This window comes from Pantoea sp. CTOTU46764 (assembly GCF_031974595.1).
Taxonomy (GTDB): Bacteria; Pseudomonadota; Gammaproteobacteria; order Enterobacterales; family Enterobacteriaceae; genus Pantoea; species Pantoea trifolii.
This window is the reverse complement of sequence record NZ_DALYOQ010000047.1, coordinates 17938-31943: the sequence shown is the minus strand read 5'-3', so window position 1 is coordinate 31943 and position 14006 is coordinate 17938. Positions and strand designations below refer to the sequence as shown.

Sequence of the window (14006 nt, the reverse complement as noted above, 5' to 3'; positions counted from 1 at the left end):
CCCTGACCCGTTCAGGCGCAAAAGGCTGTGCTGTTGACTGTGACTGGAAGAAACGCGCCACCTGCCCTTCGTTGTGCCAAAGGCGATGCAGATAGAGACGATTTTCGCTCAGCACGATGGGCGCCGCTTGCTCGCTGCGACTCAGCGCCGTCCAGCCGCTTAAAATTGCAGGCCAATCCTGCGGTTCGCCTGCCGCTTGCCAGATGGCCTGCGCCAGCTCCGCATGGCGTCCCTTAAACAGGTTGTCGCGGCTTAGCTGTGATAACGGCAAACAGACATGCCCATCTCCCGCCTCCGCGCTGAGGCACGCTGCCAGCAGCAAACGCGCCGGTTGCTCGTCATCGGCCAGCAGTTGGGCGAACTGGACATCCAGCGAGCGCAGCAAACGCAGCTCAGCCGCCTGTGCTAAAAGCGCGGTCATACCGCTCATGCTGTCGCTCCCGGCCCGCGAAACAGGCTATCCAGTTGTGAAACAAAATCGAAAGTCGGGCGGGTGTGGAACACGCCGTTGTCTGGCGAACTGCCGTCCATGCCACGCAGGAACAGATAAAACACACCGCCGAAATGCTGCTCATAATCGTAATCCGGCACGCGATGTTGTAAATAGCGGTGCAGCGCCAGCGTGTAGAGTTGGTACTGCAAATCGTAGCGGTGGTCGATCATCGCCTGCGCCATGGCCTGCGGCGTGTAAGCCTCATGGCTGTCGCCGAGCCAGTTGGATTTGTAATCCAGCAGGTAATATTTGCCCTGCCAGCGGAACACCAGATCGATAAAGCCTTTTAACATGCCTTGCACCTGACGAAAATCGAGCGGCGGAGCCTGTGCCGATAACGCATCCTGAGAAATTAACGCGCTCAGTTCATGCGCGGTCAGCACGTTGTCAATCGGTAGATAGAACGCCATCTCTACCAAACGATCTCTGCTCTGCACCTGTGCCAGATGAATGCCCTGCGCGTTGAGCGGCGTGCTCAATACACGCGTAATCCACGCGCTGAGCATCGGCTGCCAGTGCAGCGGATAGCCGTTTTGCTGCAGATGTTGCGCCAGCTTCTCTTCAGAAGGCGGCTGCGGGAAATCCAGCGATTCGAACAGCTCGTGTAAAAATGTTCCCGGCGCAGCACCGCGCGGGAAATGATGTGGCGTGAGCGCTGCTTCCTCTTCCTCTTCACGCTCCTCTTCGCCTGCCGCTTCGACATCAAAATTCGGCATCACCTCAAGCAGACGATGAGCACTGTGCTGCTGCAAACCGGAATAACTGGTGACGCGCCACGGATCGGCCAGCACACGCGTTACGGATCGCGCACCTAACTCGCTATCGACCACAGCCTCAACCTGCCAGCGCTCGGCTTGCATATCTTCTGCCAGCACCACATCGGTGCCCGCCGCGTCCATGTCATGCAGTAACGCACCGAGCTGTTCGGCCGTCGCCGCTTCGCCGCGTTGCAACAGAAAACCGAGCGCGCTTTTATGCAAATCGCTCTCGCCCTCTTTCTTGCGTGTGCCGCGAAACAGCGGTGCCACGCCGACGCTGCAGTGATAGATCGAACGGGTCAATGCCACGTAAAGCAGGCGTAAATCCTCCGCCAGACGCTCCTGTTCGGCCAGCGCCAGGCTCTCCTCGTCGGCTTGCAGATCCAGCACCGCGTCAAAGTTCTCACGATCATGATAGAGCGCGGTATCGGCCTCGCGGAAACCGGCGGCAAACGGCAGCCACACTAACGGATATTGCAGGCCTTTAGATTTGTGGATGGTGACGATCTGCACCAGATGGCGATCGCTCTCCAGACGCAGCTGCTGGCTGGCAGACTGGCTGTCCGGACGCGCGATCTGCTGTGCCAGATGGCGCACCAGCGCATGCGGGCTATCCAGTTGTGCAGCCGCTTCCTGCAGCAGTTCGCCCAGATGCAGTAAATCCGTCAGCCGACGCTCACCGTTCTCCGAGGCCAGCAGATTTTCCGCCAGCTGGCGCTCTAGCATCATCTCGCGCAGCATCGGCAAGACGCCACGCTGCTGCCACACCAGCTGCCAGCGGGCAAAGGTATCCACCAGTTCATCCCAACCGCGCGCATCCTGATCCAGCGCATCCAGCTGCGAGGCATCAAAAGCAAACAGCGACGTTGCCAGCGCGGTGCGCAGCATACGCTCCTGCTCCGGCGCCAGTACTGCCTGCAACAGCCATAACAGCTCTCGCGCTTCCGGCGTGGTGTAAACGCTGTCGCGATTCGACAGGTAAACCGATGGAATGCCCAGCAGATTGAGTGCTTCGCGAATCAGGTTGGCTTCGTTACGGCTGCGCACCAGCACGGTGATGTCAGAGGCTTGTACCGGCCGCAAAGTGGGCGCTTTGCCCAGCATCGCGCGCTGCTGCTGCCCGGCCTGCAACCAGCGACTAATATCGGCTGCACACTGCTGCGCCATACGTTGCTGATAATCGCCAACGCTGCAGCCTTCGCCTGGTTGTAGCCAGAAGCGTAACGCCGCTTGCTCAACCTGATCGATGTTAAGAGACAACGGTTGGTTTGGTGGTGCGAACTGCACCGGCTGGAACGGGATCTCCGCAAACAGGAAGGGCGCGTCGAGGCGTGCAAACAGTTGATTAACGCTATTGACCATCGCTGGCGACGAGCGCCAGTTGGTGTCCAGCGTGTAGTGCGCACTGACTTCGCTGCGCGCGCGGATATAGGTAAAAATATCCGCGCCACGAAACGCGTAAATCGCCTGTTTGGGATCGCCAATCAGCAGCAGCGCATGCGCTGGCTGATTGATGTAAAGCGTGCGGAAGATGCGGTATTGCAGCGGATCGGTGTCCTGAAACTCATCTATCAGTGCTACCGGGAAACGCTGGCGAATCGCCTGAGCCAGCTGCTCACCGCTCGACTGTTGCAGGGCTTCGTCGAGGCGGCTCAGCAAATCATCAAAGCCTAGCAGCGCCTGCTGACGTTTCTCTTTGCGCACCGCAGCGCGCACCTCGACCAGCGCACGCGCAATCACCAGGTCGCGCAGCGACAGCGGCTGGGCAAGGAAACTGTCGATGGCGTCAAACAGGGTGTGATGCGGCGGATTGCCCTTTTTGGTCTTCTCTTCAAGCATGCGCTGACTGAAGCGCGCCAGTTCGGCAGGCACCTGATAATCACGCGTTTCGCTCTGCGCCCAGGAGCTGACTTTGTTGACCCAGACCGGCAAATTTTTGCTGCTGTAGCTGCGCTTATCCACATCAGATTGCCCCACCAGCGTCAGCACCTCTTCACCCACCGCCAGCCATTGCGCTTTCATGGCGGCGATACGCGCCAGGTTTTCGCTGTGGCGTGAAGCCAGAGTTTCACTGTCAGCAGGCGGCAGAAGCAGGCTGGGCGATTCGCCCTGCAACCACGGACGCAAAGTGGAAAGCAACTGCTCTGGGCCGCTCCATTCACTGACAATTACCCGCGCAACATCCAGCGTCAGCGGATAGCAGTGACGACGCCAGAAATCGGCGGTCGCCTGGCGCAGCAGCAGCTGTTCATCCTCAATCAGCTGTTGTTCAAACAGCATGCCGGACTCAAAGGCGTTGAGATTCAGCATGCGCTGGCAGAAGCCGTGGATGGTGAAAATGGCGGCTTCATCCATCTGACGTTCGGCGGCCAGCAGCAGCGAGGCGGCATCGGCGGGTTGCGGGATCTCTTGCAGCAGCTGCATCAGCATCGGATTGCTGCTAATGCCGCGCAGGCAGGCTAACCGCAGCTCGTGGATGTTGGCGCGAATACGCCCGCGCAGTTCAGCGGTAGCGGCCTCGGTAAAGGTTACCACCAGAATCTCTTCGACCGACAGCGGACGCGAATAAGCATGTTGTCCGCCCAATCCCAGCAGCAGCCGCAGATAGAGCAGCCCGATGGTAAAGGTTTTACCGGTCCCTGCGGAGGCCTCAATCAGACGCTCACCGCGCAGCGGCAGCGTCAGAGGATTGAGCGATTCAGGTAGCAGACTCATTGCGTGTCACTCTTCACGGGCAACGATTGCTGCAGTTTCTGGACCTCATCCCATGTGGTCCAGCCCGGCAGTTGCGCGTAGTCATCTTTGGTCGCGCCATCATGGCTGCCGCCAATCTGAGAAATCATCGCCATGCCTGTTTGTGCTAATACCGCCTGATGGAAGAAGTCGGCCAGACCAGCTGGTGTTAGCTGCTGGATTTGCTCAATCGCTTTTTCACGCGTATCGAAAGCAAAGTTCTGACGTTTAAAGTCACGGTTAAAGCGGTTCGCCTCTTCATCCAGCGTTTGCGGGCGCTGCTTCATATCGTTAATTAGCGCCTGCTGATACTGGGCAAAATCTTCCGCTTTCATGCTGCGCAGACGCTGTTCCGCCTGCGGATAAAACGCCTGGAAGCGTTGCAGTAAAAACGCCGGCTGCTTGCTGTTACTTTGCAGCAGGAAACCGATGCCCCATTGGCGACCAATCGGCATCTGATACGCAAACACCGCGTAGCCGAGCTGCTCTTCGGTACGCAACTGGTTGTAGAACCAGGGTTGGACGATCTGGCTCAGCATGGTGCTGTTGGCCATGCTTTGATATTCGCTGAAGCCCAACGGCACATACAGCGCGGCCAGCGCCGAATCGGTGCTACTGCCGGCTTTTTGCAGGTTGGCCTTCATCGCTTTATCCACCGTCACATAATCACTGTGCCAGTAGCCGTGACCATCGCTCTGCAACTGCTGCTGCAGCTCATCGCCGAGCTGTTTCACGCGATCGGCAGAGAGATTGCCCACCACCATCATTTCCGGCGTTGCATGATGAATCAGCGCATCGCGGTAATCGGTGACCTCTTTCAGCGTGATGTCCTTCACCAGTTTGCGGCGCGTTTCACGCTGGGTGTAAGGCAGCTGCGACAACATCTGCATCGGCTGAATCGCCTGCTCAAACGCTTTGCCCTTCTCTGCTGCTTCCAGTCGATCCAGATACCAGGATTTGGCCTGCTCCAGCTGCTGCTGATCCGGCGTAAAGGTGGCGTAACCTTCCACCAGCTTCTTCAGCAATTCCGGAAGACGTTGGGTAAAACCGCTGGCGCTAAACACGATGCCATCATCTTCCCCGGTGGAGAAACTGATGCCGCCAACCGAGGCCTGCGAATTCAGTTCATCCAGCGCCAGGCTGGAGAGATAGTCATTCAAGCCAAACAGCACCTGCTGGCGCGCATCGCTAATCGCGGATTTGTTACGCAGTGCCAGGGTGATAGCGGCTTTCGGTTCGCTGGCAAACAGCTGACTTGGCATCCAGTAAATACGCATGCTGTCGCCATAGGTCAGTGCGACCGGATGATGGTAGGTTTTGCCATCGGCAGGAATGATGGCGAAATCCGACGGAATGTAGGGATTCAGCGTGGGCATCGACAGTTGGAGCTGTGCGGCGCGTTGCTGCCAGTCGCTGAACTGGGCCTCGCTGATTTTGTCCACCTGATAGGGCGCATTCACAAAGTAGGCCTCTTTGTTATGCGGCTCCTGCGGGCTGATGTACCAGATACGCGCGTTCTGCGGCGTCATCTCATCGAGACGCGTTTTGATTGCAGCGGGATCGAACTGATCGGCCAGATACGGCGCATCCAGCGTGTGTTCAACCGGCACCCGCAGCATGGTATCCACCAACCACTCAATGTAATCCATATCGCGGGTAATCGATGGATAACGGAAATCCAGCGCCAGCACGTGGGAGACTTCATCGAAGTACGCTTTGCTGATGCCTTTGCTGCGCAGCATATCGAGGTAGCTAAACACCGCAGCGACCACTTCATCGCGCTGCGCCAGACCTTTGTCGGTTAACGAGACGCTGATAGCGAAGACGCCGCTGTTGCGCTCGGTCATTGGGTCAGCACCTGCACTGACGCCATCCGCCAGCCCCTGCTTTTGCAGCCAGTCGTTGAGGGTGTTTTTGCTGCGATTGCCGAGAATGTAGCTGATAAGCGTATCGGTTTTACTGCGGAACTGGCCGCTGTTGTTCGGGATACGGAACTCAATTTTTAACTGCTTGCGCGGCTGCGCGGGCACGTAATGGATAATGATGCCCTTCTGCGCGTCGGTCACCACCGGCACGTCAATCTCTGGCACGGTGGTCTGATGATTAGCCACACGACCAAAGGTTTTTGCCGCAATGTCGGCCATCTCGGGCAGCGGTTTGTTGCTGTAGATCACCGCCTTCATCAGATTGGCGGAATAATGGCTGTGATAAAAATCGGTCAGCGCCTGATGCAATTTGCTGTCCGGCTTGTCGCTCAACGTATCGAGGTTGCCGCCGGAATAGCGCGAGCCAGGATGCGCGGGATTAAGGGTTTCTGCGCCCACCTGCGCCATGCGCAAGCCATCGCGTGAGCGAGCCATGGTCAGTTCTGCGTTGACCGCATGGCGCTCACGGTCGGCATTAACCGGATCGAGCAACGGTTCAGCAATCGCATCAGCCAGACGATCGACTGCTGGCTGCAGCGCACTGTTTTCCACTTCCAGATAGAACGCCGTGCGATACGACGCGGTGCTGGCATTGTGGCTGCCGCCATTCTTTTTCAGGAATTCGGCGAGATTATCAGGCTGCGGATAACGCTTTGATCCCATCAACACCATGTGTTCGAGATAGTGCGCCAAACCCAGTTGCTGATTAGGATCGTCCAGCGAACCAATCGGTAAGGTCAGCGCCGCCAGTGATTTAGGCGCTTCGGCATCCGAGACCAGCAACACGGTCATGCCGTTGTTTAATGTAATCGCCTGGTAACTGCGTGGATCGTGATCGCTTTTACGAATGGTGTCATTGATGGGTTGCCAGCCGCGATCGGTATCGGCAAAGGCATTCAGCGCTAACGTGCTCAGCAGCAGCGCTCCAATCCAGCGTGCGTAAATCCGCATTTAAACCCCTTACGTTACCCTTTTCCGCTGGCTGTGTGCCCAGCGGTGAAATAGACAAACTTTCTTATCTTGTCAGGAACAACCTCAAACGAGGCCGTATTCCCTTGCTATTCATCATTTTGATGCGCCAGGCGCACCGGCAAATACCATTGGCGTGCGGCGGCAGTTATCGCCTGCACGGCATCATCATCCAATGAGCGACTCAGGCGCTGCAGATAGGGATCGCTGCCCTCGCCTTCCACCTGGAAACCACCCTGCCAGGCTTGCAGCAATTTGTTAAGTGCCTTTTTCTGCGTTGCTTCGTCCTCCAGCAACTGCTGCGACTTACTGTCAAAGCTGGCTTCCAGCCAGGCGCCGCCGGATTTATTCAGCAGCATCAGCGGCTGGACTAATCCAGCCTGATAACCCACAACATACTCATTCAGCAGCGACAGCGCCTGTTCAGCAGGCAGCGCCGCGAAGCGCCAGTGACTCTGTTTACGACCGTACATGCGGCTTTCACCGCTGCCGCCCAATGCGCAATACACCAGATGTTCCAGCCATAACAGCAGACCATCATTCATGTTCAGCACGCCCGGACGCCAGCGCAGCAGGCCATCAGCTTGCACCTGCGTTAGCCAGCCCGTCAATTGCACTGCGCCGAGCGCCAGATTGATTTCCCAACTTTCGGCGGGCTGGCGTTGACCGCTCACCTCGACTGCCACTTCCAGCATCTCTTCGGTCTGGCTCTGCCAGAAAAGTTCCCCGAACGCGCCGTAAGGCAGATTGCCTGCCGCGCGATGGCGCGCATACAGTTGCGCCGGATCGTCACCGTTGACCAGCGTATTCAGTAATTGGGCGTTGATTTGGTAGCGTTCGAGGCTATCAGGCGCGAACGGTTCGCTGTCGGGCAGTTCGCTCTCTTCCATCCAGAAAGCCACACCCAAGCGCTGCTGGAACCATGCGCGCACCGGATGACGCCAGAAGCGCAGCAGTTGCTCCAGCGACAAGGTTTCTAACGGTGCAGGCGGCAAAGGCTGTACAAAATCCGGCTGTGCCACGCCGCTGCCGCTGGCCGCTGGCAGCCACTCCGCAGCAAAGCTTTGCCCGGGTGCGCCCGGTTGGAAGTTCTCTGCGGCAAACGGCATGCGGCTGTGCAGCTTTTGCAGATGGTCGCGCACGCGTTGCTCACTGATATCGGGTTCAAGTGCTTCATCCTCCGGCAGACGGAAGCTTTGTCCCAGATAATCCACCAGCTCGCTCACTAATACCGATGGATAGCGCTCCGTGTTGTCCTGAATCGCCCGGCCAATGTAGCTGATATAGAGCTGCTGCTGCGCCGAGATCAGCGCTTCGAGGAACAGATAGCGGTCATCGTCGCGGCGGCTGCGGTCGCCTTTGCGCATCTGTTGCTGCATCAGGTCGAAACCAAGCGGCGCTAAGGTGCGCGGATAGACGCCATCGTTCATGCCCAGCAAACACACGACTTTGAAGGGAATGGAACGCATCGGCATCAGCGTACAGAAGTTGATGGGTCCAGCGAGAAAACGTTGGCTGATGCGCTGTTGATCGAGGCGTGAACGCAGCTCATCACGCAGCAGCGTAACCGGAATTGGCTGTTGATACGCCGCCTGCATGCCCTGTTCAATAATCTGTTTCCACTGCGTTTCCACCAGCAGTAGCGCGGCTTCACTTTCGGCGTCTCCGCTAAAGAAGCACTCAATCAGCTCACGGCACAGCGGCTGCCACTCTGCCAGCGTGCGTTCTTCTGCCAGACGCGCACGCCACTCTTCCAGTCGCGATAGCAGTTCAGCCAGATGACCCGCCAGTTCAGCGATCAAACCACTGGATTCGTCATAAGGCAGAATCCCTTGCCAGTCGCCATTGCGGCTCTCCAGCGCATAGCCGAGCAGCATGCGCTGCAGGCCAAAGCGCCAGGTGTGTTGTCCGGTTACCGGCAGCGCCAGCGCTTCTACGCTGGCATCATCCAATCCCCAGCGAATGCCGGACTCCATCACCCAACGGCGCAGTAGTCGCAGCCCGCTTTCATCTACCGAGAAGCGCTGTGCCAGCGCGGGAACCTCAAGCAGCGCCAGCACATCTTCGGAGGCAAAGCGACTTTCAGGCAGCGACAGCAAGCTGAGCAGCGCCAGAATCGCCGGATGCGCCTGACTGGCGCGGCGGTCGGAAATGGCGAACGGCAAATAGCGTTCGCTCGGCGCGCTGGCAAAAGCGGCCTGAATAAAAGGGGCGTAGCTGTCGATATCCGCCACCATCACGATGATGTCGCGTGGCTTGAGTTCAGGATGGGCTTCCATCAGCGTGAGCAGATGATCCTGCAGCACTTCAACTTCACGCTGGGCGCTGTGGCACACCTGCAGCGTGATCGAGCTATCTTCCGGATCAAGCAGGCGTTTCTCGGCGCTGTTCGCCAATTCTCCCGCATTAAGGCCAATGACCGCTCTATCGTCCAGATTGAGCAGATCCGCTTGCAAGCTGTGCAGCAGATTGTCTTGAGGGACTTCTTCAAAGTACTCAAAGTCATAATCTGCTGAATCCATCTGGCTGAGTAAAAAGAGATTATCTCGCCCCAATTTACCCCATGATGCCAGCAATGGATTCGTCAGTTGCTGTTCACCAAGATCGTTAAACAGCGCAGGGGCTGTCTTCGGATCGCTAAATAACGGACGAGTTTCGTCAGAATAAATGCGTGAACGTTTACGGCTTTGCAGCTTAGCGAGGAAAGCATAGTCCTGAATATCGCCCCAATACTCGCGGCAGGGATTGGTGAATAACAGATGAATATCAATGTGCCGACCCAGCGCTTCCAGCGCCTGCAGATAGACCGGCGGCAACGCGGAAATACCGCAAATAAATACGCGTTGCGGCAAACCCGGCGGCGGCGTTTGCGCCTGTTCCAGCTTTTGGATAAAGCGTGCATAGAGATTGGCGCGATGCCACATCGGTTGGCCCAGGCTCTCGGTAAACTTAACCAAATCCCGCCACAGCGGCGCCTGCCAATGCTGCGATTCACCCAAGCCATCAATTAGCTCTCCGCGCTCCCAACTGTTAAGCCAGTCCGAGCGATACACCAGATATTGGTCAAACAGGTCAGCAACGCGGGCGCTGAGCTGATACAGCTTGCGTTTGTCGTCGTCGTCATTGAGGTAGTGACGCAGCGGCTGGAATGCATCCTGCTCCAGCAAAGTTGGCAAGCGATGCATCAGCTTCCAGCTCATGCTGGCTTTGGTAAAGGCGCTCTCTTCAGGAATATCAGGCAACACCTTGACGAACATGTTCCAGATAAAACTGGCGGGCAATGGAAACTCAATATTAGCGGCAATACCAAAATCGCTCGCTAGTTCCATTTGCAGCCACTGCGCCATGCCCGGGCTTTGTACCAATACTTGCTCTGAAGCGAGTGGATCAGTCAGCGGTTTACTTTTAATCAGCGTTTCCGTGATTTCTTTCAACAAATTAAGCTGATTTGAGTGATAGACCCGGAACATATTTCTCCTAAACACAAGACAACAACGCAGCCGAGCCACTCTACCGTTTATCACCTGCGATGCCTACCGCTAGTGGCAATTGAGCTGCGCCAGTGAGGCGGAACGCTGCTGTGGACCCGTAACCGTAATGCGTTCCAGCATGCAGCCGCCCGCCAGGCTCTGCTGCTGGCGCTGATTCTGCCATCCCTCAATCTCACGTCCAAGCAACGCCTGACCGGCAACACGCCACGCCTGTCGCTGCTGCCACTGCTGGCTAAAACCCAGCGCCAGCGCGCGATGATATTGCAGCAAGGTGCTGATGGTCATCGCCAACAACAGCATCGCCACCAGTGTTTCTGCGAGGCTAAAGCCCTGCTGCTTCTGGCTGGCACAGCGCCGGCTGCGACAGCGGGCAGTAATCGATCCAGCCATGCGCTTGCCGCTGTGGTTGCGTGTTGGGGATTGATACCCAACGATAGAGCCACAGCGCGCGCCCTTCTCCATGTCCCGATAACAACGCATTGTCATCCTCCATCCGTAGCAGGCAGCTTTGCCACTGCTCTGCTGTCCATTGCTGACATTGCCAGCCGGTGGCCTGCGGCCAGTTTTGCACGCTGCCCCACTCTAACGCCGCCTGCGCCTGCCAGAAATCCTGGCCGTGCAGTTGCTCGTCAGCCACTAATACCATGCTTTGCGAAAGCTGCGTTCGCGTGGCGTGTAGCGTCAATCCGCCCATCAGTAACATCATCAGCACCATGCCCAGCGTGCTATTGCCGCGCTGCTTCACAGATTGATTCCTTCAATCCAGTTTTCCAGTTCTACGCTTTGGCTGTCAGCGTGTCCCGCCAGTTGCAGCACCAGACGCGTTCCCTGCCGCTCAAGCTTGAAGGTATCGATGGTGAGAAACGCCGGATCGGAGAGTTTCTCCCAACCGCTGCTGTTGCACTCATCCACGCCACGCTGCATTTCAAGCTGTCCGCTGCGCAGCCGATAGCCGTAATAGTCACTTTCGCTGTGGCCCACACCTTCCCAGCGCCCGTTGCTGTTCTCATCCCAGCGCAGTAAAACGCAACTGCCGCTGGCGGCAATCGTTAGCGCCGAACCGCTGCACTGGCCGTGACAATAGCCGGCTCGGCGCAGCGCTTTTTGCAACGTATTGACGATCTGCTGCAGCTCCTGCTGTAACTGCACGCGCTGTTGCAGGCGCAGATTCTGCTCCAGCAGCAGCGGTAAAAATCGCCCGACGCTGATCATCAGTACCGCGCCTATCGCCATGGCAATCAGCATCTCCAGCAGGCTGAATCCGCGTTGCGCTATTCGCATCCTTTTTCTCCCGGCTGACAGGCGCGGATGCGCGCTCTGGCGGAGATGATTAAGCGCCAGCGCCCCGCCGCACTGGCGAGATCGATGCTGCCAGGACGCGCAACATCACGCCGTCCGTAAAAACCGACGTCGCCGGTGATGGCGACAAGGCGCACGCTGTCGTGCGGTGGTTTAAATAACCAGCGCGAGGGCAATGCGCAGCCTTCTGCCGGTTTGGCTCCCGCGCCCAGACAACCGTTTTCACCGCTTTGTAGCCACAGCGTGAGATCGCGGTTGTGCCAGTTAGCATGGGCGCGCAGGCGCAGCAGAAATCCCTGCAGTTGCAGTACGCTGTCGCGCAGCTGTTGATATTGCTGCCATCGCTGCCAACCTTGCAGCGCGCCAACGCTAAGTATGCCGGCGATCACCATCACCAATAGCAGTTCGGGCAAAGTGAAGCCGTGGTTATCGTTTCTGTTCATGGCGGGTAATGTGCCCAGCAGCATGAGGCTGAACAAGCGAGGGAAATCAGTGTTGGGAAAAGTTGCGCAGGGAATCGGTTGAGGTGTGCAGTGGGATACAGCGTTTTGTGAGGCGGATTCAGGATTGAGGTGCGGTTGAGTAGAGGTCGCCATGAATGGCGACCCTACGAGAGTGCCGTTAAATTGCGACTGGCGCTTTAATCGCGGGATGCGGATCGTAACCTTCAATCTCGAAATCATCGAACTGATAATCGAAGATAGAGGCTGGTTTACGCTTGATCACCAGCTTCGGCAACGGACGCGGTTCGCGCGTCAACTGCAGGCGTGCTTGCTCTAAATGGTTGCTGTACAGATGGGTATCGCCGCCGGTCCAGACAAAATCGCCCACTTCGAGATCGCACTGCTGCGCCACCATATGCACCAGCAGCGCGTAGCTGGCGATATTGAATGGCAGACCAAGGAAGATATCGCACGAACGCTGATACAGCTGGCAAGAGAGCTTGCCGTTCGCCACGTAGAACTGGAAGAAGGCGTGGCAAGGTGCCAGCGCCATTTGATCCAGCTCGCCCACGTTCCACGCCGAGACGATGATGCGGCGCGAATCCGGGTCACGCTTCAACTGCTCAATCACTTTACTGATTTGATCAATCTCTTCGCCCGACGCGCTGCCCCAGCTGCGCCACTGCTTGCCATACACCGGACCAAGATCGCCATTATCATCTGCCCATTCGTCCCAGATGGTGACCTTGTTCTCTTTCAGGTAACCGATGTTGGTCTCACCTTTCAGGAACCACAGCAGCTCATGAATGATCGAGCGCAGGTGCACTTTCTTGGTGGTGACCAGCGGAAAACCGTCCTGCAAATTGAAACGCATCTGGTGGCCAAAGATCGAGAGCGTGCCGGTGCCGGTACGGTCGGCCTTTTCTGCGCCTTCATTCAGCACATGTTGCATTAAGTCCAGATACTGTTTCATTTTACCTCACGAGTTTGTTGCTGCGGGCGACGACGATACGCCCAGATCATCATAATCACACCGGCCAGAATCATTGGGATCGACAAAATCTGTCCCATGCTGACGCCGCCTTCAAACAGGCCAAGCTGCGCATCCGGCTGACGGAAGAACTCCACGATAATGCGGAATGCGCCGTAGCCAATCAGGAACAGGCCCGAGACGCTGCCCATTGGGCGCGGCTTGCGGATAAACAGGTTGAGAATGATGAACAGCACGATACCTTCGAGGCACAGCTCATACAGCTGTGACGCATGACGCGGCAGTACGCCGTAGGTGTTCAGCAACTCCTGGTACTGCGGATTGTTGGCCGCCAGCGCGATATCTTCGCTGCGTGAACCCGGGAACAACATCGCGTATTTGAAATCGGGCGCCACGCGGCCCCACAGTTCGCCATTGATGAAGTTACCGAGACGACCGGCACCCAAACCAAACGGGATCAGCGGTGCAATGAAATCCGCCACCTGGAAGAAAGTACGCTTGGTGCGGCGTGCGAAGATCAGCATCACCACAATCACACCAATCAGGCCGCCGTGGAACGACATGCCGCCATCCCAGACCTTAAACAGATACAGCGGATTTTCCAGGAACAGCGGCAGGTTGTAGAACAACACATAGCCGATACGTCCACCGAGGAATACGCCGAGGAAGCCCGCATACAGCAGGTTTTCCACTTCCTCTTTTTTCCAGCCGCTGCCAGGTTTGTTGGCGCGTCGCGTCGCCAGCCACATGGCAAATACAAAGCCCACCAGATACATCAAGCCGTACCAGTGAAGCGAAACCGGTCCGATAGAGAAAATTACCGGATCGAATTGGGGAAACGAAATGTAGCCGTCAGTCATCTTTCACCACTGTTTTTTTCTGCCCTGAAACGGGTCTGGCTAAG

At 57.2% G+C, this 14006-nt stretch carries 9 protein-coding genes and 1 pseudogene; all 10 read right to left on the bottom strand.

Annotated elements, in window-relative coordinates; all coding sequences use genetic code 11:
- Window positions 1-430: pseudogene (gene recD / locus RTM06_RS15410) on the bottom strand (exodeoxyribonuclease V subunit alpha); the annotation flags it as partial.
- A complete protein-coding gene (gene recB / locus RTM06_RS15405; RefSeq protein WP_312183344.1) occupies window positions 427-3966 on the bottom strand; it encodes an exodeoxyribonuclease V subunit beta in 3540 nt (1179 codons plus the stop codon). The gene recB and the pseudogene recD, both read right to left, overlap by 4 nt.
- Window positions 3963-6860, bottom strand: a complete 2898-nt coding sequence (ptrA, locus tag RTM06_RS15400) for a pitrilysin (RefSeq protein WP_312183342.1) — start codon at window positions 6858-6860, stop codon at window positions 3963-3965. The genes recB and ptrA overlap by 4 nt, the downstream gene beginning before the upstream one ends.
- A gap of 107 nt (window positions 6861-6967) precedes the next feature.
- Window positions 6968-10348 (bottom strand): exodeoxyribonuclease V subunit gamma, encoded by a 3381-nt coding sequence (recC, locus tag RTM06_RS15395; protein WP_312183341.1) that lies wholly within the window; start codon window positions 10346-10348, stop codon window positions 6968-6970.
- A 69-nt stretch (window positions 10349-10417) separates the two neighbouring features.
- Window positions 10418-10675 (bottom strand): prepilin-type N-terminal cleavage/methylation domain-containing protein, encoded by a 258-nt coding sequence (locus tag RTM06_RS15390; protein WP_312183339.1) that lies wholly within the window; start codon window positions 10673-10675, stop codon window positions 10418-10420.
- Between the two features lie 16 nt (window positions 10676-10691).
- Window positions 10692-11114 (bottom strand): DUF2509 family protein, encoded by a 423-nt coding sequence (locus RTM06_RS15385; RefSeq protein WP_256697258.1) that lies wholly within the window; start codon window positions 11112-11114, stop codon window positions 10692-10694.
- Complete coding sequence (locus RTM06_RS15380) at window positions 11111-11650, bottom strand: prepilin peptidase-dependent protein (protein WP_265299335.1); 540 nt, start codon at window positions 11648-11650, stop codon at window positions 11111-11113. Before RTM06_RS15380 ends, RTM06_RS15385 begins: the two co-directional genes overlap by 4 nt.
- Window positions 11641-12111, bottom strand: a complete 471-nt coding sequence (locus RTM06_RS15375; protein WP_312183336.1) for a prepilin peptidase-dependent protein — start codon at window positions 12109-12111, stop codon at window positions 11641-11643. Before RTM06_RS15375 ends, RTM06_RS15380 begins: the two co-directional genes overlap by 10 nt.
- Window positions 12112-12289: 178 nt before the next feature.
- Window positions 12290-13084: a thymidylate synthase gene (thyA, locus tag RTM06_RS15370; RefSeq protein ID WP_256697263.1), complete on the bottom strand. Its 795-nt coding sequence runs from the start codon at window positions 13082-13084 to the stop codon at window positions 12290-12292.
- Entirely contained in the window at window positions 13081-13962 is an 882-nt protein-coding gene (gene lgt / locus RTM06_RS15365; protein WP_008109262.1) for a prolipoprotein diacylglyceryl transferase, read from the bottom strand. The genes thyA and lgt overlap by 4 nt, the downstream gene beginning before the upstream one ends.
- Between the last annotated feature and the right edge of the window lie 44 nt (window positions 13963-14006).

Excerpts from the sequence above, each read along its gene's own strand:
- recB (WP_312183344.1), bottom strand. The coding sequence starts at position 3,966 with ATGAGTCTGCTACCTGAATCGCTCAATCCTCTGACGCTGCCGCTGCGC.
- ptrA (WP_312183342.1), bottom strand. The coding sequence starts at position 6,860 with ATGCGGATTTACGCACGCTGGATTGGAGCGCTGCTGCTGAGCACGTTA.
- recC (WP_312183341.1), bottom strand. The coding sequence starts at position 10,348 with ATGTTCCGGGTCTATCACTCAAATCAGCTTAATTTGTTGAAAGAAATC.
- RTM06_RS15380 (WP_265299335.1), bottom strand. The coding sequence starts at position 11,650 with ATGCGAATAGCGCAACGCGGATTCAGCCTGCTGGAGATGCTGATTGCC.
- RTM06_RS15375 (WP_312183336.1), bottom strand. The coding sequence starts at position 12,111 with ATGAACAGAAACGATAACCACGGCTTCACTTTGCCCGAACTGCTATTG.
- thyA (WP_256697263.1), bottom strand. The coding sequence starts at position 13,084 with ATGAAACAGTATCTGGACTTAATGCAACATGTGCTGAATGAAGGCGCA.
- lgt (WP_008109262.1), bottom strand. The coding sequence starts at position 13,962 with ATGACTGACGGCTACATTTCGTTTCCCCAATTCGATCCGGTAATTTTC.